Source organism: Streptomyces sp. CB02058, assembly GCF_001905505.1.
GTDB lineage: Bacteria > Actinomycetota > Actinomycetes > Streptomycetales > Streptomycetaceae > Streptomyces.
Window position 1 is genome coordinate 517,882 of the sequence record NZ_LIPG01000007.1, and the last position, 21,036, is coordinate 538,917.

Annotated in this window: 17 protein-coding genes; 7 read left to right on the forward strand and 10 right to left on the reverse strand. The window is 72.4% G+C overall.

All coding sequences use genetic code 11. The annotated features are described in order from the left end of the window. Positions 1-27 precede the first annotated feature (27 nt). Together AMK10_RS33130 and AMK10_RS33135 are read left to right on the forward strand one after the other, a co-directional pair. Positions 28-675 (forward strand): HD domain-containing protein, encoded by a 648-nt coding sequence (locus AMK10_RS33130; protein ID WP_073752782.1) that lies wholly within the window; start codon positions 28-30, stop codon positions 673-675. Positions 676-1,008: 333 nt separating this feature from the next. Continuing rightward, positions 1,009-1,851, forward strand: coding sequence for a class I SAM-dependent methyltransferase (locus AMK10_RS33135; RefSeq protein ID WP_073752784.1), 843 nt, complete (start codon positions 1,009-1,011; stop codon positions 1,849-1,851). Positions 1,852-1,862: 11 nt separating this feature from the next. On the opposite strand, the gene AMK10_RS33140 is transcribed toward AMK10_RS33135, so the two are convergent. The 10 genes from AMK10_RS33140 to AMK10_RS33185 are packed head-to-tail and all read right to left on the reverse strand — an operon-like array spanning position 1,863 to position 13,112. Beyond that, the gene (locus AMK10_RS33140; RefSeq protein WP_073752786.1) at positions 1,863-3,410 is read right to left on the reverse strand and encodes an ABC transporter ATP-binding protein; all 1,548 of its coding nucleotides are present in this window, start codon (positions 3,408-3,410) and stop codon (positions 1,863-1,865) included. Next, the gene (locus AMK10_RS33145) at positions 3,407-4,216 is read right to left on the reverse strand and encodes an ABC transporter permease subunit (protein WP_073752788.1); all 810 of its coding nucleotides are present in this window, start codon (positions 4,214-4,216) and stop codon (positions 3,407-3,409) included. Before AMK10_RS33145 ends, AMK10_RS33140 begins: the two co-directional genes overlap by 4 nt. Next, the gene (locus tag AMK10_RS33150; protein WP_073752790.1) at positions 4,213-5,166 is read right to left on the reverse strand and encodes an ABC transporter permease; all 954 of its coding nucleotides are present in this window, start codon (positions 5,164-5,166) and stop codon (positions 4,213-4,215) included. The genes AMK10_RS33145 and AMK10_RS33150 overlap by 4 nt, the downstream gene beginning before the upstream one ends. Beyond that, the gene (locus AMK10_RS33155; RefSeq protein ID WP_073752792.1) at positions 5,163-6,758 is read right to left on the reverse strand and encodes an ABC transporter substrate-binding protein; all 1,596 of its coding nucleotides are present in this window, start codon (positions 6,756-6,758) and stop codon (positions 5,163-5,165) included. Before AMK10_RS33155 ends, AMK10_RS33150 begins: the two co-directional genes overlap by 4 nt. Continuing rightward, the gene (locus tag AMK10_RS33160; RefSeq protein ID WP_079180966.1) at positions 6,755-7,603 is read right to left on the reverse strand and encodes a class I SAM-dependent DNA methyltransferase; all 849 of its coding nucleotides are present in this window, start codon (positions 7,601-7,603) and stop codon (positions 6,755-6,757) included. The genes AMK10_RS33155 and AMK10_RS33160 overlap by 4 nt, the downstream gene beginning before the upstream one ends. Beyond that, complete coding sequence (locus AMK10_RS33165) at positions 7,600-8,877, reverse strand: MFS transporter (protein ID WP_073752794.1); 1,278 nt, start codon at positions 8,875-8,877, stop codon at positions 7,600-7,602. The genes AMK10_RS33160 and AMK10_RS33165 overlap by 4 nt, the downstream gene beginning before the upstream one ends. Next, positions 8,874-9,941: an enolase C-terminal domain-like protein gene (locus tag AMK10_RS33170; RefSeq protein ID WP_073752796.1), complete on the reverse strand. Its 1,068-nt coding sequence runs from the start codon at positions 9,939-9,941 to the stop codon at positions 8,874-8,876. Before AMK10_RS33170 ends, AMK10_RS33165 begins: the two co-directional genes overlap by 4 nt. Next, the gene (locus tag AMK10_RS33175) at positions 9,938-11,023 is read right to left on the reverse strand and encodes a PLP-dependent cysteine synthase family protein (RefSeq protein WP_073752798.1); all 1,086 of its coding nucleotides are present in this window, start codon (positions 11,021-11,023) and stop codon (positions 9,938-9,940) included. The genes AMK10_RS33170 and AMK10_RS33175 overlap by 4 nt, the downstream gene beginning before the upstream one ends. Then, positions 11,020-11,859 (reverse strand): hypothetical protein, encoded by an 840-nt coding sequence (locus tag AMK10_RS33180; RefSeq protein ID WP_073752800.1) that lies wholly within the window; start codon positions 11,857-11,859, stop codon positions 11,020-11,022. The genes AMK10_RS33175 and AMK10_RS33180 overlap by 4 nt, the downstream gene beginning before the upstream one ends. Beyond that, complete coding sequence (locus AMK10_RS33185) at positions 11,856-13,112, reverse strand: ATP-grasp domain-containing protein (protein WP_073752802.1); 1,257 nt, start codon at positions 13,110-13,112, stop codon at positions 11,856-11,858. Before AMK10_RS33185 ends, AMK10_RS33180 begins: the two co-directional genes overlap by 4 nt. A 210-nt stretch (positions 13,113-13,322) precedes the next feature. Here AMK10_RS33185 and AMK10_RS33190 point away from each other — a divergent pair, with 210 nt between their 5' ends. From AMK10_RS33190 to gndA, 5 genes are all read left to right on the forward strand, one after another. Continuing rightward, positions 13,323-13,790, forward strand: coding sequence for a DUF5709 domain-containing protein (locus AMK10_RS33190; RefSeq protein ID WP_073752804.1), 468 nt, complete (start codon positions 13,323-13,325; stop codon positions 13,788-13,790). A gap of 445 nt (positions 13,791-14,235) precedes the next feature. Beyond that, the gene (locus tag AMK10_RS33195; RefSeq protein WP_073752806.1) at positions 14,236-16,068 is read left to right on the forward strand and encodes an ABC transporter ATP-binding protein; all 1,833 of its coding nucleotides are present in this window, start codon (positions 14,236-14,238) and stop codon (positions 16,066-16,068) included. A gap of 572 nt (positions 16,069-16,640) precedes the next feature. Next, a complete protein-coding gene (locus tag AMK10_RS33200; protein ID WP_073752808.1) occupies positions 16,641-17,711 on the forward strand; it encodes an LLM class flavin-dependent oxidoreductase in 1,071 nt (356 codons plus the stop codon). Positions 17,712-18,061: 350 nt separating this feature from the next. Continuing rightward, positions 18,062-19,108, forward strand: a complete 1,047-nt coding sequence (locus tag AMK10_RS33205) for an aldo/keto reductase (RefSeq protein WP_073752810.1) — start codon at positions 18,062-18,064, stop codon at positions 19,106-19,108. Positions 19,109-19,264: 156 nt separating this feature from the next. Then, entirely contained in the window at positions 19,265-20,704 is a 1,440-nt protein-coding gene (gene gndA / locus AMK10_RS33210) for an NADP-dependent phosphogluconate dehydrogenase (RefSeq protein ID WP_073752812.1), read from the forward strand. Positions 20,705-21,036: the final 332 nt, after the last annotated feature.

Consider the following 21,036-nt stretch of genomic DNA (forward strand, 5'->3'; position numbering starts at 1 on the left):
CCTCACACGGAAAGCCCCGGTGCCACCATGGCGAACGGCCCGTCCCCGGCAGCGGACGTGAGCGTCCCGGACACGAGACTCGCCGTCGAGGCGACCGAGCTGGTGCGCGACACGACGGACGATCTCGTCTATCACCACTCGCGCCGGGTCTTCCTCTTCGGCGCGCTCCAGGGCCGTCGGCGGGACCTCTCCTTCGACCCGGAACTGCTGTACGTCGGCGCCATGTTCCACGACCTCGGACTCGGCGAGCGCTTCCGCTCCAGCGGCAGGCGTTTCGAGGTGGACGGCGCGGACGAGGCGCGCCGCTTCCTGCAGTCCCACGGGGTGCCCGAGGACAGTGTGCGGCGGGTGTGGACGGCGATCGCCCTGCACACCACCCCCGGCATCCCGGCCTTCATGGAACCCGAGGTGGCGCTCGTGACGGCCGGTGTGGAGTACGACGTGCTCGGCATCGGCTACGCGGACATCTCCGAGGCCGACCGCGCGGCGATCGTCGCCCTCCATCCCCGCCCGGACTTCAAGCGGCGGATCCTCGCCGCCTTCACCGACGGGATCCGCCCGAAACCGGAGACGACCTTCGGCAACGTCAAGGCCGATGTGCTCCAGCACTATGTTCCCGGCTTCGAGCGCGGGGACTTCGTACGCACGATTCTCGACTCGCCGTGGCCCGAGTGAGACGGCGTCGGCCTGCGGGCCGCCGCGCGGAAACCGTTTGCGGGAGGGCAGGCACCCGGCCTACGGTCTCGTCATGCGCCAGTGAACCCGCAGTCCCCGTGCCCCGGCAGACCGCCGGACCCGAGTGATGCCGTCACGGCACCGCCGGCCGTCCGGTCTGTGCGCGACGGCATGCCCGCGACCGGGCAGGACCCCGCTCCACGCCGCATCCGGCGGCGGGCGCCCTCGGCGATCACCCCGCACCCCGGCGGGTCCGGCGGGTTCTCGCCGGCCCGGGGTGCCTGGCATGCCTCACCCCCACCCGTCCCACGAGAACAACGGACGTATATCCACGTGTTCGCAGAACTTTCGGCCGTCGTCGCCCGTCCCCCGCTCTACTCACTGGTGACCACCCAGGAGATGTGGGCCGACCCCCATATCTCCGCTCACATGCTCGCCGCCCATCTCGATCCGCTGCTGGACCTCTCCTCCTACCGGGAGGAGTACCTCGAACGTGTCGTGGCCTGGCTCGTCGACCGCTTCGGCCTCGGCGGCGGCAGGCGCGTCGCCGATTTCGGGTGCGGGCCCGGCCTGTACACCTCCCGGCTGGCGCGCGCCGGGGCCGTTGTCACAGGGCTGGACGTGTCGTCCCGCTCGCTCGGCCACGCCGTGTCGGACGCGCGCCGCGAGGGCCTGGCGATCCGCTATCTGCACCAGGACTACCTCGCCTACCGGGACGAGAACGCCGCGTACGACCTCGTCATCATGGTCATGCGCGACTTCTCCGCCCTGTCGCCCGACGCCCGCCGGACACTGCTGCGCACGGTCCGGGAGCACCTCACCCCAGGGGGTGCGTTCGCCTTCGACGTCGATGCCGTTCCGGCGTTCGCCGCGGTGCGCGAGCAGGCGGTTTACGCGCCTTCCCTGATGGACGGGTTCTGGTCCGCCCGCCCCTACTTCGGCTTCCACGACACCTTCAGGTACGAGGACGAGCGGGTGTCGCTGGACAAGTACGAGATCGTCGAGGCCGGGTGTCACCGGACGTTCTGCAACTGGATCCGCTACTTCGCCCCGGGCGAGCTGGAGGAGGAGCTCCTCGGTGCGGGGTTCACCGGTGTCGAGGTCCTCGGCGACCTCGCCGGAGCACCCTACGACGGCGGGGCCGACCGGTTCGCGGTCGTCGCCACGGTGCCGTAGGGCGCCACGGTTCATGGGCGTACGGCGGCTCCCCATCGCGTCGATGCGCCGAGCAGGGAGACCGTGAACGGGTGCCCGGGGGCGGTCAGGATCTGTCCGGCAAGCCCTTCCTCGACGATCCGGCCGTCGTCCAGCACCGCGATGCGGTTCGCCGGGGCCGCGGTGTCGAGGTCGTGCGTGATCAGTACGACGCTCAGCCCGTCGTTCCCGCGGAGCAGCTGCGCGAGCAGGTCCAGCAGGGAGCGGCGGGCCGTGGGGTCCAGTCCTGAGGTGATCTCGTCGCAGACCAGCACCCGGGGCCGGGCGAGGAGCGCCCTGGCGAGGGCCGCGCGCTGGAGTTCGCCGCCGGACAGCCGGGAGGGCGGCCTGCGGGCGCGGCTCTCGTCCAGACCGAGGCCGGCGAGGGCGCGCCGGGCCTGAGCCGTCGCCTCCTGCGGGCCCGCACCGCGCAGACGTACCGCGGTGCGGGCCACCTGGTCGACGACCGGCCGGTGCTCGTCGAATGCGGCCCGCGCGTCCTGGAAGACGTACTGCACGGCCGCGAGCTGTTCCCGGCCGCGGGCGCGCAGGCTGCGGGGCAGCGTCGTGCCGTCCAGCCGGATCTCGCCGGTGTGGTCGCTGTGGAGTCCGGCGAGGCAGCGGGCGAGGGTGGTCTTGCCGCTGCCCGAGCGTCCGACGACGGCCAGGCATTCGCCGCGGCGCAGGGTGAGACGGTCCACCCGGAGCACCGGGACACGGGCGCCGCCGCTGCGATGACGGGCCGTCATGTCGGTGACGGTAAGAACCTCGTCGCCGGTCCGGCCGGGGTCCGCGTACGGCACGGTCCGCGGCTCGGCGAGGAGTTCCTCCGCCCACGGGTGTGCGGGCGCGTCCAGGACCACGTGTGCCGGGCCCTGTTCCACCACTCTGCCGCCGCGCATCACCAGGACCTCGTCGGCGAGTTCGCGGACGACGTCGAGGTCGTGGCTGAGCAGCAGGACGGCGATGCCCCTGCGTGTGACGGCGGCCAGTTCGTCGACGATGCGGCGCTTGGTCAGGGCGTCCTGCCCGGTGGTGGGCTCGTCGGCGACGACGATACGGGCACCGAGCAGCAGCGCCTGTGCCAGGACGGCGCGTTGCTGCTGGCCGCCGGACAACTGGTGCGGATAGCGGCGCAGCAGGGCGTCGCCGTCGTCGAGCTGGGCGTCGGCGAGCGCGCCGGTGACGCGTTCCGCGGCTGCGCCGCGGCGCCTCGCGCGGGGCAGGTCACGGACCTGCTGCCGGGCCATGTCGTGCAGGAGGGTGCCGGCCCTGCGGGCGGGGTTGAGCACGGCCGCGGGGTGCTGGGGGACGTAGCCGGTCAGGGCCCTGTCCACGGTCACCTCGCCGGTGACCCGGGCGCCCGCCGGATACTCGCCGAGCAGGGCCAGGCCGGTGGTGGTCTTGCCGCTGCCGGAGGGGCCGACCAGGGCGGTGACGGTGCCGGGCCGGATCTCGAGCGAGACCCGGTCGACGAGCACCTGACCGTCGACCTCGACGGTGAGCCCGGTGACGGTGGCGAGCGGGGGCTTGTGGTTCATGGGCGGCGGCCCTTCCGGGACGGGGTGGGCTTCTCCATGGCGGCGTCGACGAGCAGGTTGCTGCCCGTCGTCAGCGCGATGATGAGCAGGGCGGGCACGACGACGGCCCAGGGCTGGATGAGGAGTCCGGTGCGGTTGCGGTCGACCATCACCGCCCAGTCGGCGGCGTCCGGGGCGACTCCGATGCCCAGGAACGCCGCGGTGGCGACGAGGTAGAGCACTCCGGTCAGCCGGATACCGGCGTCCGCGGCCAGGGTGCGCAGGATGGACCTGCCGACGTATCCGACGGCCATGCGCCACCAGCTCTCACCCTGCATCCGCAGCGCCTCCACGGCCGGCCGGGACGCCGCCTCGGCAGCCGCCGCGCGCACGATCCGGGCCGCGTCCGGTACGGAGACGAAGGCCACCAGCAGCGTGAGTCCGGCGGCGCCGGGCGGAAACGCGGCGGCGACCAGCAGGAGCATGAGCAGGGAAGGAACGGCCAGCAGCACGTCCAGGGGGCGCATCAGCACCTCCTCCAGCCATCTGCGGTGGGTGAGCGCGCCGATCAGTCCGAGGGGCAGGGCGACGAGATACGCGAGGGCCGTCGCGGCGAGGGCGACGAGGACCACGGACCGGCCGCCGAGCAGTATCTGGTGCACGACGTCCCGGCCGACGAAGTCGGTGCCGAGCCAGTGGCCTCCGCCGAGCGTGAAGGAGGCGGCGCGTGCCGGTGGGTCACCGGCCAGGAGCGGTCCGGCGAGGGCGAGGGCCAGCGGGAGCGCGGCGACGGCGGCTCCGGGACCGTATCTCCGCAGACGGCTCACGCGGCCACCGCCGAGCGGGGTGCGAGCCGGTGGGTGACGAGGTCCGCGCCGAGGTTGAGCACGACGGTGGCGAGCCCGAACACGACGGCGAGACCTTGCACGACGGGGATGTCGCGGTCGGCCACCGCGTTCATGAGGACGGTGCCGAGTCCTGGGATCACGTACAGGGCCTCCACGACGACGACTCCGCACAGCAGCCAGTCGATGGTGCGGGCGAGCTGCTGGGTGGCGGGTGCGAGGGCGTTGGGCAGGGCGTGCCCGTAGCGGATGCGGGCGCCGGGGATGCCGTACCGCCGGGCCTGGGCGGCGTACGGGGTGGCGAGCGCCTCGATCATGCCCGCCCTGACCAGCCGTGCCAGCGAACAGACGGGCCGGGCGAGCAGGACCAGGACGGGCAGGACGAGCACGGAGGGGTGGGCGAGCAGACCGTCGCCGTACCCGACGGCGGTCGGCGGGAGCCAGCCGAGCCGCAGGGCGAGGACGCTCACCAGCAGCACCCCGAGGGCGAATTCGGGGACGGCGTAGACGCCGAGTGTGGCGGAGCTGATCAGCCGGTCGGTGAACCGTCCCTCGTGGCGGGCGGCGAGCACTCCGAGGCCCACCCCGGCGGGCACCAGGAGCAGGACGGTGACTGCGGCAAGGAGCAGGGTGGGGCCGAAGCCGTCGGCGAGGAAGCCGGAGACGGGCCGCCCGGAGGTGAGCGAGGTGCCGAGGTCGCCGTGCAGCAGGCCCGTGACCCACTCGGCCAGCCGCTCGTGGGCGGGCCGGTCGAGTCCCATCGCCTCGCGTACCGCCTCGATGCGTTGCGGGTCGGGCTGGTCGCCCGCGAAGGCCACGGCCGCGTCGCCCGGGAGCGCCTCGGTGAGCGCGAAGACCAGCAGCACGACGGCCGCGGTCTGTGCCGCTCCGAGGAGGAGCCGCCGGGCGATCCAGGAGCGCGGTCCGTTCACGCCAGCCAGACCTTGTCGAAGCGGGCCCAGTCCAGGGTGTTGGCGGGCGCTTCGCGTGCGACGCCGCGCAGGGAGCGGGTGGTGCCGAGTATCCAGTCACCGAACCCCCAGACCAGGAAGCCTCCTTCGGCGTGCAGTTGTCGCTGCATCCGGCCGTAGAGGGCGGCGCGCGCCGTCCTGTCCTTCGTGGACTGGGCCTGCTGGTAGAGCGCGTCGAACTTCTTGTCCTGCCATCGGGTGGCGTTGGTGGTGGATCCGGTCAGCAGCCGCTGGGAGATGTGCGACTCGATCGGCATGGCCCCGGACCGGTAGCAGCAGAGCGTGCCGGAGTCGAGGATGTCCTTCCAGTAGGAGTCCTTGCTGCCCATCCGGACCTCGACGGTGACTCCGGCGCGTGCCGCCTGGTCCCGGAAGATTCCGGCGGCCTCGGTGAAGCCCGCGGCGACGGCCGAGGTGTCGAGGGTGACCCTCAGTCCGTCCGCGCCCGCCCGCGCGAGCAGAGCGCGGGCGCGGTCGATGTCCTGTTCACGCTGCGGGAGTTCGTCGGCGTAGTACTCGTATCCCTTGCCGAAGAGATCGTTGCCCACCTCCCCCGCGCCGGACAGTGCGCCGTCCACCAGTTCCCTGCGGCCGGCGATGTGGAAGAACGCCTGGCGGACCAGGGGATCGTCGAAGGGCGGCCGGTCGGTCTTCATGGCGAAGGCCTGCATGGCGCTGTTCCGCAGGCGCACGATCTCGATCGCTCCGGCCTTCTCGTGGGCGCGTCCGGTGGCGGGGTTGAGCTCGTGGGCGTATTCGATCTGGCCGCCGAGGAGGGCGTTGACGCGGGCGGACTCCTCGTTGGCGACGATGAATTCGAGCTCGTCGAGATACGGGGCGCCGTCCCAGTAGGCGTCGTTGCGCCGCAGGACGGTGGAGCGCCCGGGGGTGAAGGAGACGAACCTGAAGGGGCCCGTTCCCACCGGGTCACGGTCGAAGGAGGTGGCGCCGTCCTGGACGATGTGGGTGCCGAACGCCGCCATGACGTTGGGGAACTCGGCCGTCGGGCGCTTGAGTACGAATTCGAGGGTGCGCCTGCCCGTGGCGCGGCTCGCCCTCAGATCGACGGGTTCCAGGGACGCGCGGGCGCGGTAGGCCTGTTCGGGGTCGGCGATGCGGCGGTAGCTGTACAGGACGTCGGCGGCGGTCACCGGCTTCCCGTCGTGGAAGTCCGCCTGCCGCAGGGTGACCTTCCAGCGGTCGAGCGCGGCGTTCGGCTCCCAGGTCTCGGCGAGGCGCGGTTCGGCCGACAGGTCGGCGCCGTAGTCGGCGAGCTTGTCGAAGAGCGCCTTGCCCCGGGCCGCGTCGGCGAAGAGGTTGCCCAGGTGCGGGTCGAGGGTCTCGCTCGCGCCGCCTCCGGCGAAGGCGGCACGGAGCCGGCCGCCCCGCCGGGGAGCGCCGGTCGCCTTCCCCGCCGGGTCCTGGGTGGCGCCGGGTCCCGAGCATCCCGCGAGCGCGAGCGCCCCGGCGCCGGCCACTCCCCCGGTTGCGGCGAGGAAGCCGCGCCTGCGCAGGGCGGGGAAGCTCTCGTGTCTGTCGTGGGGTGCGGTCATGGCCGTACTCGCTTTCCTGCTGGGGCTGGGGGTGGTGCTGATGTCGTGTGCGGCTTCCTCGGCTTCCTCGCGACGAGGTGGAGCCGGTCGCCGTCTGCGGCGGTGCCGGGTCCGGCGCCCGGCCGCCAGGCCGGTTCGGTGCGTGGCCCGGGGCCGTCGTACAGGCCGAGGACGTCGAAGCCGTGGGCGGTGAGGAAGTGGCGCAGTTCCTGGGGCAGGAGCAGCCGCCACGCGGAGTGCTCCTCGACGGGCGGGGTGCCGTCGTCGGCGGTCCAGTGGCGGGTGCGCCGCAGGAGTTGCGCGGCGCGGTCGATGCGCAGGGCGGTGGTGGAGCGGTAGGTGATGCCGTCCAGGGTGAAGCGGGAGACGGCCGGCTCGGCGGGAGGTTCCGCCCGGCCCAGGAACCAGGCGCCGTTGCGCATCTCCGCGACCAGCAGACCGCCGGGCACAAGGGTGCGGTGGCAGGACGTGAGGAAGCCGTCGAGCTGCTCGTTCGAGTGGCAGTAGAGCAGTGAGCTGTCGAGGCACACCACCGCGTCGAAGACGCCCTGTCCGAAATCGAACCGGCTGAGATCGGCCAGTACGTGCTCCGGGCCCGGGTGGTGGGTGCGGGCGTGGGCGAGCATGGTGGCGGACAGGTCGGCGGCCGTGACCCGGCGGCCCGCGTGGTGGAGGAAGGCCGCGTCGCGGCCGGTCCCGCAGCCGAGGTCCAGGACGGCCGGCCCCGCCCCGTACCGCCGCAGGCAGTCCTCCGCCCAGCGTCCGGCAAGCCGTTCGGGGTCGGGGAACCGTGCCTCGTACAGCTCCGGCCGGTCGGTGAGCAGGTTGCCCGTGCGCCGCTTCACGCCGTCACCGCCACGGGTTCGGGCCGGGTCGAGGGAAGGCCGCCCCCGCGCTGCAGCCGGGCCACGGCGGCGGCCGAGATCAGGCCGGTCACCAGGCAGCAGGCCCAGGGCAGGAGTTCGACGGCGCCGTTGTCCGCCCCGCCCCGCTGCGCGGCGTCCATGGCCCATCCGACGGCCGTGTTGCCGACGGCTGCCGCGATGCCGGAGACGGCATAGAAGATGCCGAAGTACGTTCCTGTCAGATCCTGCCGGCCGAAGCCGGGGATCAGTTCCATGACGAAGGGCTGCGCGGTCATCACCCCGAGGTGGAGCAGCAGCGCTCCGGCCAGCACGGGCAGCACGCGCAGGGCCGCGTCCAGGGTGCCGTCCGGCGGTGTGCCGTCGCCCGCGACGAGCATCGGCGGTACGAAGGCGAGGCCCATCAGCACGAGCCCGGCGGCGATCCAACGGCCTCTGGTACCGCGCCCCTTCAGCGTGCGGGTGATCCGCAGTTGGAGCGTGATCCCCGCGATGGTTCCCGTGAGGAAGACCAGGCCTGCGGCACCGTCCCAGCCGCTGGCGTGCCGGGCGCCGTCGGGCAGCAGCAGATAGAGCTGGTTCTCCAGGGTGAACATGCCGACCATGGCCAGGGCGAAGGCGAGGAAGGCGCGGTTGCCGACGGCTTCCCGCCAGTCGGCGGTGATGCGGCTCCTGGCCGGGGCCACGTCGCGGGCCGGGAGGACCAGGGCCTGGGCGACGGTGAGGAGGGCGAATATCCCGGCGGCGGTGAGCGCGGAGGCGCGGAAGTCGACGAGCAGCAGGGCGCTCCCCAGGAGCGGGCCGACGAGCGCCCCGGTGGTGGCGAAGACGTTGAAGAGGGCGAACGCCTCGGCCTTGCGCTCGCCCGCCTCCAGGGCGAGGTAGGTGCGGACGGCGGGGTTGAAGAGGGCGCCGGCCACTCCGCTGAGCACGGATGCGGCGAGCAGGACGGGCAGTCCGTCGCCGAGGGCGAAGAGGGCGAAGCCGACGGTGCGTATCGCGCAGCCGGTGATGATGACGCCCCGGGCGCCGAGCCGGTCGGCGGCGGACCCGCCTATGAGGAAGAGGCCCTGCTGGCTGAGGTTGCGGACACCGAGGACGATGCCGACGACGGCCGCCGACATGCCGAGGTCGTCGCCGAGGTGGGTGGCGAGGTAGGGGATGAGCAGGTAGAAGCCGGTGTTGACGCCGAACTGGTTGACGAGCAGCAGTCGGATGGCGAGCGGGAAGCTCCGGATCTCGTGCCAGGTCCTCATGAGGCCTCGCTCCAGGTCCCGGCTTCGGCACGGGGCCGGACGCCGAGTCCGGGCTCCCCGGTGGTGCTCACGAATCCGTCGGTGCCGCCGATGCCGGTCCAGGGGTCGTGGGCCAGCAGGAGGTGGCCGTCGAGGTCGGTCCAGCGGGCGCGGTCGGCGATGTGGACCGCGGGGGCGATGCCGAGCGTGCTGGCGGTCAGGCAGCCGAGCATCAGATCCGTGCCACTGTCCTCGATCAGCGCCGCGATGCGCAGGGCGGCGTGGACGCCGCCGCATTTGGCGAGCTTGACGTTGATTCCGTGGACGCGTCCGGCGAGCCGCCGCGCGTCCTCGTACGTGACGGCGTCCTCGTCCGCGATGACGGGGACGGGTGAGCGGGCGGCGAGCCGCGCGAGGGCCTCGGGATCGCCGGGGGCGAGGGGCTGCTCCACCGCCTCGACTCCGAGTCCGGCGAACTCGGGCAGGAGTGCGCGGGCCTGGGCCGCCGACCAGGCCCCGTTGGGGTCGAGGAGGAGCCGGGCGGCGGGGGCCGCGGCACGGACGGCGCGTACCCGGTCCAGGTCGGTCTCCGGGTCCCGGTCACCCGCCTTGATCTTGATGACGGAGAACCCCGCGTCGGCCAGGCCACGGGCCTGGGCCGCCGCCCGGCCCGGCGACACCAGGGAGATGGTGCGGGCGGTGGCGGCCCGAGGCGGCACGGGGGAACCGAGGAACCGGTGGACGGCGGTGGCGGTGCGCTTGCCCACCAGGTCGAGGAGGGCCGCCTCGGTCGCGGCGGTCATCGCGGCCGGGGTGTCCGGCGGGGCGAGTTCACCGGAGCGCAGGGCGTGCAGCGCGGTCTCCGGTCCGCCGAAGCGGGTGAGGTGCTCGGCGGTGCGGGCGGCCAGGCCCTGCAGGGTGCGGGTGTCGAGGCCGTAGAAGACGCTGGTGACGGCTTCTCCATGGCCGCTGAGCCCGTCGTGTTCGACGGTGAGGCGTACGGCGTCGCGGGCGGTCATGGTCGAGCGGGAGATGCGCAGCGGCTCGGCCAGGACGAGCCGCACGGTGTGCTGGGTGAGTTTCACGGCTTCTTCTCCATGCCTTCCGCCAGGGGGTCGGTGACGGTGGTGCACCTGGCCCATCCCACGGCCTGCGCGGCGCGCGGGTGCGGGACGTCGACGGGGTGTTCGGCGGCGAGGCCGGGTTCCAGGCGGTGGGCGGTCGTGAAGTCGTCGTCGTAGACCGTGCCGAGGTAGCGGTGCGGCCCGTCGGGGAAGACGGTGGCGACGGCCTGCCCGGGGTGGGTACGGGCGGCCCACGCGGCGACGCGGGCGACCGCGCCGGTGCTCCAGCCGCCGCTGACGAAGTTGCCCCGGGCCAGGCGGCGGCAGGCGTCGGCGGCCTCGGCCGGGCCGATCCAGTGGACCTCGTCGAAGGCGTCGTAGGCGACGTTGCGCGGATGGATGCTGCTGCCGAGCCCTCGCATCAGCCGGGGCCCGGGGGCCTGGCCGAAGATGGTGGATCCGGTGGAGTCGACGGCGACGAGGCGCAGTCCTGGCCAGTGCCTGCGCAGTGGTCCGGCGATCCCGGCGCTGTGTCCGCCGGTGCCGACGCTGCACACGAGGATGTCGAGATGGTCGAGCTGGGTGGCGAGTTCGGCGGCGAGCGAGGCGTAACCGGCGGTGTTGTCGGGGTTGTTGTACTGGTCGGGCCAGTACGCGCCGGGCAGCCGGCCGAGCAGGTCGTGGAGCCGCTCCAGACGGGCGCCCTGCCAGCCGCCGTGCGCCGCGGGGCGGTCCACGATCTCGAGGCGGGCGCCGTAGGAGCGGAGCAGCTTCCGCATCGACGGCTCCAGTTCGCTGTCCCCGACGAGTACGACGGGATGCCCGAGCGCCTGTCCGGCGAAGGCGAGGCCTATGCCGAGGGTGCCGGAGGTGGACTCCACCACCGGTGCGCCGGGCAGGAGTTCGCCGCGTTCCTCCGCACCGAGGAGCATGGACACCGCGGCCCTGGCCTTCATGCCGCCGACGGCGTGCCCCTCGAGCTTGGCCCAGAAGCCGGGGTGGGGCCGGGGCAGTCCTGTGGTGATCCGGGCCAGCGGGCTCCGGCCGATGAGGGAGAGCAGTTCGCGGTTGGGGGCGAGGACGGGCGGGGAGACCGTGGTCATGAGGTGACTCCCTCGTCGTCGCGGTAGCAGTGGACCGTGCCGGGACCCCCGTCGAGCCAGAAGAAGGGGTACGGTTCCGCGCACACCGCCGCCACTCCCGCGCCCAGGAGCCGGGGCAGGACGGCGCTCCCGGTCTGGGCGAACATGACCAGCGGCTTGCCGTGCTCCTGTGCGCTCCGGCGCAGTGGTTCGAAGGTGCCGTTGCCGAGCGTCATGCCCGAGGCGAGCACCGCGTCGCAGTGGCCGACGTCCCCGAGGGCGTCCGTGCCGATGGGTTCTCCCCATTCGGTGGTGCCACCCTTCAGATCGCGCGGGATGCCGATGAGTCCGCGTGAACGAAGTTCTGCCAGAAGGGAGTTGACGACTCCCACGACCAGGACCCGGCTGCCGGGCGGCAGTTCCAGCAGATCCACGACGACGGCCGCCCGCGCCCGGGAGCGTTCCAGCGAGGTTCCGGCGGGGATGTGCGCCGGACGGGCCCCGTGCTCCGGGGTGTGCGGCAGGACGTCCATCAGATAGGCGTCCAGCGCCGCGACGCGGACGGGCAGGAGCGGATGGGCGAGCAGCGCCGCCACGTCCGCGCCGGCGCACTCCTCGACCGCTCCCCCGGGAAGGGCGCCCGGCTCGACGGCGCAGGAGCCGACGGCTCGGTCGAGGCGGAGGCTGAGCACCTCGTTGCGGTATCCGCCGCGCCGCCCGTCGTGCCGTACGGCCTGGGATGTCGTGAAGGCGACGGCGATACGGCGGTTGCGGGGATCAGGGCCGAGTTCACCGCGCAGGGCCTGGCCGGTGAGCGTGTCGAGGCAGGGGGCGAGGGTGCGGGGAGACGTCGTCATGAGCGCACCAGCCGGGGCCGCACGCCCGAGAGCAGCGCCTCGACACGGCGCCGGGCGCCGAGCCCCGCGGCGTCGCCCGCCATGATGTGCCCGAGGTAGCCGTTGTTGCTGTCCGCCGCCTGCACGGCACGGCCGGCCTCGGCGAACTGGGCCTCCAGCACTCCGTCGGCCTCCCGCACCGCGGCGGCACCGTCGAAGGACGCGAGGGTGCCCGCGGTGTCGGGGACCAGGAAGCCGATGGCAGCGCTGCGCAGTCCGGTGTCCCTGGGGTGGAGTGCGGGTTCCCTGCCGAGCGCCACATCGACGCAGACGGCCGCGAGGTCGATCCCGGTGACATGGCGGACCAGTTCGGTGATGCGGTTCCCCGCGGGCCGGGGGTTGACCTCCACGACCCGGGGCCCGTCGGCCGTCAGCTTGATCTCGGTGTGCGCCACGACGTCGTCGAGCCCGAGCGCGGCGCCGGCGCCGACCGCGGTGGCGGTCACCGCGGCGAGGTCGCCGGGGCTGAGGGCGGCAGGGAACATGTGGCCGGTCTCGACGAAGGCCGTGGCCCCGCCGAGGCTCTTGTCCGTCACGCCGACGACGGTGACGGCCCCTCGGAAGGTCACGGTCTCGACGCTGACCTCGGGACCCGGGAGGAACTCCTCCAGCAGGATGCGGGACGTGCGCCGCTGCCCCCTGGCGTTGTACGGGAAGTCCGCCAGCGCCCGGCAGGCCTCGGCCAGCTGCCGTTCGTCGTCGACCCGGCGTACGAGCATGCCCGCGCACAGGTCCACCGGCTTGACGACCAGCGGATACCCGAGGTCGAGGGCTGCCGCCGCGGCCTGGGTACCGTCGGCGCAGACCGCGAACCGGGGTCCCGGGACACCGGCGTCCGCGAGGACACGGCGGGTCGCGTCCTTGCGGCAGGCGTTCTCCATGGCCTCCGGTGAGGAACCAGGCAGGCCCAGACGAGCGGCGATCCGGGCCGCCGTCGGCAGATAGTAGTCACAGGAAGTGACCACCCCGTCGAACCCGAGAACGCCGTGCAGGCGCTCCACCTGCGGAAGCAGGGCGTCGACGTCATTGGTGGGCGCCGTGACGACATGACGCGCGGTGAGCAGCGGATGATCCGCACCCTCCGGAGCCGAGCGGAGGTAGTGCCGCAGGTCGCGGGTGAGGAAGGTGAAGTCGTGCCCTCCCTCCCCCAGCGCCTTCGGCAGCAGCCTGCTCATCGACCCGACCCAGCTCTCGACAACCAGCAGATGAGCCACTGGTTCCCCCTTCTCACAGTGCCGTTGGGAATGCGGGCAGGCAGAAGTCACCCCCTGCGGCGGTGGCGGCCCGCCCGCACACACGCTATCGATAATCGTTTTCATTGTCATCTAAAACAGTGTCACTGCCGCTGGGAGCCGCTTTCCGTTGCGTCTCTCGCCGGACCGGAGTGGAATGACGTACAGGGGACCCGGAGGAAGGGACTCGCCATGACTGACAGCGACAGCGACCGGGGGGACGACGTCTACCAGCCGCAGGAGCCGGAGGCCTCCGACCCCGCTGACCTGCTGGACGTGGAGGACACCCTCGACACGACAGGTGTCACCGACGTGCTGGAGGAGGGTTACTCCCCGCCCGACCGGCCGTGGGCCGTCGACGACGAGGGGACCACCGCGTCCGAGCAGCACACGGGCGAGTCCCTCGACAGCCGCCTGACCAGGGAGGTTCCCGAAACTCCGGGTGCCTCCGAGGACTGGATCGGCGATCTGCCGGGCGGTGACGGCGAGCCGTACGACACCGAGGTGGGCACGGACCGCGCCGGGCGGCTCACTCAGGGGGGCGACGGCCATGTGCCCTCCACACTCACCGCCCAGGACGTCGGCATCGACGGGGCCGCGGCCTCCGCCGAGGAGGCGGCGATGCATGTGATCCCCGAGGAGGAGGACCTGTTCGGGTAGGAGCCGGCACCGCCGGGGCGCTGTTCCGCCCCGGTCGCGCGGTCAGGCCGTCCCCTCCTCCCCGGCGTCCGCATCCGCACGGATGCGGGCCCGTCGCGCACCAGGCGCAGATCATGCGCATCAGGACATACGCGCGTACCATTCCGCCCGGCCGCGCCCCGGAGCGCACTCCCGCTCGTCACGTCCCGCACCTCCGAGACGTGCGTGCGCCCGTGGTGCCAGGGTGCGCGGACACACCGGTCGGAACGAGCCGCTGTGCTGCCCATGCCCCCGAAAACCTTTGGACTCCGACTGCCCGGCGAGGGGAGACTCTTCTCCGCCGGATCCCTTACCGCGGACGCGCGGCGAGCGCTTCCGCCCGGTGCGGTGACACGCCTTTCGCAGCGATGACTCCTGCCGCGGCCGAGGCCCGGAACAACTGCCCGCGACACGACATGAGGTCGGCATGGAATCGCAGCAGTCCCAGGGCACCGGACCGGGCAGAGGCCCGGTCCGGCTCGCTCTCCGCCGCTACCTGCGGGAACTGACCCGCCAGCGCTTACTGTCCGTTCCCGCCCTCGCGCTCCCGGCGCTGGGCAACATCGGTATCACGTACGTCGCACCGCTCGTCGTCGCCAAGCTCGTCGGCCGGATCGCCGAGGACGGGACGCTGAGCATCGATGAGGCGCTCCCCTACGTCGCGCTCTTCGCCGGAGTCCTGCTGCTGGCCGAGACGCTGTGGCGGGTGGGCCTGCACTGCCTCAACCGCGTGGACGCACGGGGCATCGAGCACCTGTACGTCACCGGCATGGACGACCTGTTCGCCAAGGACGCCGCGTTCTTCCAGGACAACTTCGCAGGATCGCTGACCAAGCGGGTGCTGAGTTTCGCCTCGCGCTTCGAGGAGTTCGTCGACACCCTCACGTTCAACGTCATCGGGAGTGTGGCCCCGCTGCTGTTCGGCACGGTGATCCTCTGGAGCTACGACCCCCTGCTGGTGGTCGGCCTGCTGGTGATGATCACACTGACCGCGGTCTGCGCCGCGCCGCTCATCCGGCGCCGTCAGAAGCTCGTCAACCGGCGGGAGGCGGCGATCGCCCGGGTGTCGGGCCATGTCTCCGACGCACTGATGAACATGGACACCGTGCGCGCCTTCGCGGCCGAGGAGCGTGAGGCCGCCGAACACCGCGCACGGGTCGCGGAGTCGCGCCGTCTGACGCTGCGCTCGTGGGACTACGGCAATCTCCGCATCGACACCTTCGTCGCACCGATGTCGGTGCTCACCAACGCGCTCGGCCTGCTGCTCGCCGTCGGAATCGGCGCCGGGGGCGGCAATGTGGAGGCGATCGTCGTCGCCTTCACCTACTACACCGGCTCGACCCGCATCATGTTCGAGTTCAACCAGATCTACCGCCGCCTCGAAAGCTCGATGACCGAGGCCGCGCAGTTCACCGAACTGCTCCTCACGGAACCGACCGTGGTCGATCCCCCGGCGCCTGAGCCCCTGCTCACGAAGACGGCGGACGTCCGCTTCGAGCACGTCACCTTCGCCCACGGCGGCGCCGACCCGATCTTCGAGGGCCTGGATCTGGATGTGCCGAGCGGATCGAGGATCGGGCTCGTCGGGCGGTCGGGCGGTGGGAAGACCACACTGACCCGGCTCCTGCTGAGGATGTCCGACGTCCAGTCGGGCCGCATCCTGATCGGCGGTCAGGACATCAGCCGGCTGCGCCAGTCGGACCTGCGGAGTCTCATCGCGTACGTTCCCCAGGAACCCGCGATGTTCCACCGCACGCTGCGCGAGAACATCCTCTTCGCCCGGCCCGACGCCACCGAGGCGGAGGTCCGTGCGGCCGCCGACGCCGCGCACGTCACCGAGTTCGCCGACGGCCTTCCCGCGGGCTTCGACACGATGGTCGGGGAGCGGGGCGTGAAGCTCTCGGGCGGGCAGCGCCAGAGGGTCGCCCTCGCCAGGGCCATCCTGCGCGACGCGCCGGTCCTGCTCCTGGACGAGGCGACCAGCGCGCTGGACTCCGAGAGCGAGACGCTCGTCCAGCAGGCGTTGTGGCAGCTGATGGAGGGCAGGACCGCACTGGTCGTCGCCCACCGCCTGAGCACGGTCGCGGCCATGGACCACCTGATCGTCCTGGACCACGGCCGCATCGCCGAGCAGGGCACGCACCAGGAACTACTGCTCACCGACGGTGCGTACGCCAAGCTCTGGCACCACCAGTCCGGCGGATTCCTCGTCGACACCGCCGTCGGCCGGCCCGCCGCCCCGGCCGAACAGGCACGCTGACCGGTGCGGTGCCCCGGTGCTCGCACACCGGGGCACCGCGCGTCTCCGGCCGGCGGACCGCTCCCTCCCGGCCGGTGGATCACACGCTCCGTGCCGGTGGACCGCGGCCTCGCTGCCGGGCAGATCGCGCCCGTCGGCCGCCGCGCCCGCGCCCAGGGCTCATTGACACGGCGAAGGATCACACCGAGACTCGATCGCATGTACGAGGTCCGGCCCCTTCCCAGCGAGCGCTGTCCCCGTCTCGTCCGCGCGTCGCGCGCCGGGTGTTGACCTTCACCGCGCCCCTCCCGCTTCCGCGCCCGGGCCCCCGCGCCTGATCCGGCCTCAGAGCCCCGCACCGCCGATACGTGGTGCGCGGCCGGCCGGCGCGCGCCCCGGCATCGGCCGTCCGTCCTGATTCAGGCCCGCCCCTCACGCGTCGCGCATACCGGCGTGTGCGCGCCGCGTCCGGCCCGACTCCAGCGGCACGACGGCCGATGTCCCCGGCATGGACGCCCCCGTCCCCCCTCCCCGCCACCGGCCTGGCCCGCCGCGCCCCGGCGCGCCGGCCGATCAGTGATCGGAACACCACGATGAGCCCCAAGTTCCTCTGGTACATCCCCAACACCGTCGAGCCCGGTCACCGGGGCGACGACACGACGACCGGCTGGGGGTCCATCGAGTACTCGACCGACCTCGCCCTCACCGCGGAGGCGCACGGCTGGAGCGGCGCCCTGCTCGGCACCGGCTGGGGACGCCCCGACACCTTCACGGTGGCCACGGCGCTGGCGGCGCGCACCACGACGTTCGAGCCGCTGATCGCCGTCCGCCCCGGATACTGGCAGCCGGCACATCTCGCGAGCGCGGCGGCCACCCTCGACCAACTCAGCCGTGGTCGCGTCCTGTTCAACATCGTCAGCGGGCTGGACGATCTCGGGGCCTATGGCGACACCAACGTCGTACCGGCCCAGCGGTACGCGCGTACGGAGGAGTTCCTCCATCTCCTGCGGCGCCTGTGGACCGAGGAGGACGTCACCTTCAGTGGCGAGTACTTCCAGGTGACCGGCTCCACGGTGGCCCCGCGCCCGTACGTGACCGGGGAGCGGGCGCATCCCACGCTCTACTTCGGCGGCGCGTCCCCGGCCGCGGAGCGGGTGTCGGCGGCCGAGGCGGACGTCCAGCTCTTCTGGGGCGAGCCACTCGACGGGGTCGCCGAACGCATCGACCGGCTCAGGGCGCTGAGCGGGCAGCTGGGCCGGCGGCACGAGCCGCTGGAGTTCGGGCTGCGCATCACCACCCTGGTACGCGACACCACCGAGGAGGCCTGGCAGGCGGCGGAGGAGAAGGTCGCCGCGATGGCGGCGGCCGACGGCGCCCCCTGGACGGGCAACCGCCGGACCGCGGTGGGTCAGCAGCGGCTCTTCGACCTCGCCGCGCGGGGTGAGGTGCTCGACAGCTGCCTCTACACCACCCCGGGCAGATACGGAGGCGGCGGAGCGGGGACCACATGGCTCGTCGGCTCCCCCGCCGATGTAGCCACGGCCCTGGAGAACTACGCCAAGCTCGGCATCACGCATTTCGTCCTCTCCGACACTCCCTACAAGCAGGAGATCGGCCGCATCGGGGACCAGCTTCTTCCCCTGCTCCGGGAGCCTTCCGCCTGACGCCACGGGGACCGCCGCGCGAGGGGCCGGCCGGAGGGTCGGGCCCCTCGCCCACGGCCCTCGACGGCCCGGCGGACCGCCGAAGAAGAACGGCGTGTTGCGTACCGCCGTATCCCCTGGACCTCGATATGTGTATCTGCCAGGCTCTCCGGCGTGATCGGCATACCGCGCATCCCCGCCCGGACCCGTTTCGAGGCCGCCGGGTCGTCCGCACGCGACGGCGGCCCGGCGCGCCCGTCCTGTCCCGGCCGCCGCTGAGCGGCCGTCCCGCAGGTCCCCCGCGCCGCCTTCGTACGGACGCACACCCCCCGCGCGTTGTGCGCGTACCACCCTGGAAAGGGAGCAGAACCATGACGACCTACCGAACCCTCGGCCGTACGGGTGTGAAGGTCAGCCCGCTGACGCTCGGCGCCATGAACTTCGGCGCCTGGGCCAACCGCGACCACGACGAGGCCGTCAAGATCATCCATCAGGCTCTCGACGCCGGGATCAACGTCATCGACACGGCGGACGTCTACTCGCGGGGCGAGAACGAGGAGATCGTCGGCAAGGCCCTCGCGGGCGGCCGTCGCGACGACGTCTTCCTCGCGACCAAATTCCATGGCCAGGTGGACGACAACCCCCAGCACCAGGGCAATTCCCGCCGCTGGATCTTCAAGGCCGTCGAGAACAGCCTTCGCCGTCTGAACACCGATCACATCGATCTGTACCAGGCGCACCGCCCCGATCCGTCGACGGACATCGAGGAGACCATCGGGGCCCTCGACGACCTCGTGCGGCAGGGAAAGATCCGCTACTTCGGCACCACCACCTTCGAGCCCCATCAGATCGTCGAGGGACAGTGGGCCGCCGAGCGCCTCCGTCTGCAGCGCCCCGTCACCGAGCAGCCCCCGTACTCCGTCCTGGCCAGGGCGGCCGAGCGCGCGGTGCTCCCCGTGGCCGAGCGGTACGGCCTCGGGGTGCTGCCCTGGAGTCCGCTGGCCGGCGGCTGGCTGTCCGGCCGCTACCGCAAGGGGGACCAGGGCCACGCGGAGTCCAGCCGCCTGGAACGCCAGCCGCACCGCCACGATCCGGCTCTGGAGGCGAACCGGCGAAAGCGCGAGGCCGCGGAGCTGCTCGGGGAGCTCGCCGAAGAGGCGGGACTGTCCCTGATCCACCTGGCGCTGGCGTTCGTCCTGGAGCACCCGGCCGTGTCCACCGTGATCATCGGTCCGCGTACCCAGGAGCACCTGGTGAGCCAGCTCGGTGCCGCGGACGTCCGCCTGACGCGGGACGTGCTGGACCGGATCGACGAGATCGTGGCGCCCGGAGTCACGATCAGCCCGGCCGACGAGGGCTACCAGCCGCCGTCCCTGACCGACGCCGCCACACGCCGCCGCGGGGCGGCCGGCCGCTGACCTGCGCGGGAGTGGGACCATCCGGGGCGCGGTCGCGACACCCTGGCGGACTCCCGGGCCGCGGCCACCCCCGCGCCGTAAGCTCGGTAGCCCGTTCCAGCACGGCGGTCGGCCGGAGTGCCGAACGCGACGAGACCGGAAGCAGGCAGGGTCACAATGAGCAGCACAGCGCAGATCGGTGTCACAGGGCTTGCCGTCATGGGGCGCAACCTGGCCCGGAACTTCGCACGCAACGGCTACACCGTCGCTCTCCACAACCGCACCGCCGCCCGCACCCACGAGCTCGTCGAACACTTCGGCGACGAGGGTGATTTCATCGCGACGGAGAGCGCCGAGGACTTCGTGGCGGCCCTGGAGAGGCCGCGGCGTCTGGTCGTCATGGTGAAGGCGGGGGAAGCCACGGACGCGGTGATCGCGGAGTTCGCGCCTCTCCTGGAATCCGGTGACATGATCATCGACGGCGGCAACGCGCACTTCGCGGACACCCGCCGCCGTGAACGCGAGCTGCGCGAGCAGGGCATCCACTTCGTCGGCACCGGTGTCTCCGGCGGGGAGGAGGGCGCGCTCAACGGCCCGAGCATCATGCCGGGCGGCAGCAAGGAGTCGTACGAGTCGCTGGGCCCGATGCTGGAGAAGATCTCGGCGAAGGCCAAGGACGGGGCTCCGTGCGTTACGCACATCGGCCCGGACGGTGCAGGGCACTACGTCAAAATGGTGCACAACGGCATCGAGTACGCCGACATGCAGCTCATCGGCGAGGCGTACCAGCTGCTCCGTGACGTGGCCGGCTACTCCGCCGAGGAGATCGCGGGCATCTTCCGCACGTGGAACACAGGGCGCCTGGACTCCTACCTCATCGAGATCACCGCGGACGTGCTCTCCCATGTCGACGCGGCGACCGGCAAGCCTTTCGTGGACGTGGTGGTCGACCAGGCGGAGCAGAAGGGCACCGGCCGCTGGACGGTGCAGATCGCGCTCGACCTGGGCGTCCCAGTCTCCGGTATCGCCGAAGCCGTCTTCGCCCGCTCGGTCTCCGGCCACGCCGACCTCCGCGAGGCCTCACGCCACCTCGCGGGACCGACGGCCCGCAAGCTCGGCACGGACGAGGCGGCGGCCTTCGCCGATCAGGTCGAACAGGCGCTGTACGCCTCGAAGATCGTCTCCTACACCCAGGGCTTCCACGAGATCGCGGCCGGCAGCGAGGAGTACGACTGGAACGTCGACCTCGGCAAGGTCGCCTCGATCTGGCGCGGCGGATGCATCATCCGGGCCGCGTTCCTCGACAGGATCACCAGCGCCTACGAGGCGCAGCCCCAGCTGCCCAGCCTCCTCTCCGACAAGAGCTTCGCCGAGGAGATCGCCGCCGCACAGGACGACTGGCGCTCGGTGATCGCCACCGCCGTCACCCAGGGCGTCCCCACCCCCGCCTTCGCCGCCACCCTCGCCTACTACGACTCCCTGCGCGCCGAACGCCTCCCCGCCGCCCTCACCCAGGGCCAGCGCGACTACTTCGGCGCCCACACCTACCGCCGCGTCGACCGCGACGGCGTCTTCCACACCCTCTGGGGCGGCGACAAGACCGAGGTCGAGAGCTGAGCGGGTAGCGGACCTGGCGCCGGACCGAACCGCGTGACCCGGCCGCTGGAGCCGTCGAACAACGCGGCCGGGGCAGACGGGTCAGTTGCGCACAGCGGGCCCACGGTGGCGCGTAGTTCGCCCGGCGCCGCCCGGCCGGCGTCGCGGATCTGTCCGAGAGCCTTCAGGACGCCGCGCGGGACGGTCGGCGAACTTCCCCACCGTCGTCCAACGCACGGCACGACCGTCGGGTGCGGGGCGCTGATCGCCGCTGCCACCTGTGGGCCCGTCAGTGGTGTCTCCGCCTTTCCGCGCACGTCCGGCCCGGCCTGAGCCGGACACCGCGTCACCGC

What these genes read in the sequence shown, in the direction of transcription:
- AMK10_RS33130 (WP_073752782.1), top strand. Translation starts at nt 28, where the DNA reads ATGGCGAACGGCCCGTCCCCGGCAGCGGACGTGAGCGTCCCGGACACG.
- AMK10_RS33140 (WP_073752786.1), bottom strand. Translation starts at nt 3,410, where the DNA reads ATGAACCACAAGCCCCCGCTCGCCACCGTCACCGGGCTCACCGTCGAG.
- AMK10_RS33155 (WP_073752792.1), bottom strand. Translation starts at nt 6,758, where the DNA reads ATGACCGCACCCCACGACAGACACGAGAGCTTCCCCGCCCTGCGCAGG.
- AMK10_RS33165 (WP_073752794.1), bottom strand. Translation starts at nt 8,877, where the DNA reads ATGAGGACCTGGCACGAGATCCGGAGCTTCCCGCTCGCCATCCGACTG.
- AMK10_RS33175 (WP_073752798.1), bottom strand. Translation starts at nt 11,023, where the DNA reads ATGACCACGGTCTCCCCGCCCGTCCTCGCCCCCAACCGCGAACTGCTC.
- AMK10_RS33180 (WP_073752800.1), bottom strand. Translation starts at nt 11,859, where the DNA reads ATGACGACGTCTCCCCGCACCCTCGCCCCCTGCCTCGACACGCTCACC.
- AMK10_RS33190 (WP_073752804.1), top strand. Translation starts at nt 13,323, where the DNA reads ATGACTGACAGCGACAGCGACCGGGGGGACGACGTCTACCAGCCGCAG.
- AMK10_RS33195 (WP_073752806.1), top strand. Translation starts at nt 14,236, where the DNA reads ATGGAATCGCAGCAGTCCCAGGGCACCGGACCGGGCAGAGGCCCGGTC.
- AMK10_RS33200 (WP_073752808.1), top strand. Translation starts at nt 16,641, where the DNA reads ATGAGCCCCAAGTTCCTCTGGTACATCCCCAACACCGTCGAGCCCGGT.
- AMK10_RS33205 (WP_073752810.1), top strand. Translation starts at nt 18,062, where the DNA reads ATGACGACCTACCGAACCCTCGGCCGTACGGGTGTGAAGGTCAGCCCG.
- gndA (WP_073752812.1), top strand. Translation starts at nt 19,265, where the DNA reads ATGAGCAGCACAGCGCAGATCGGTGTCACAGGGCTTGCCGTCATGGGG.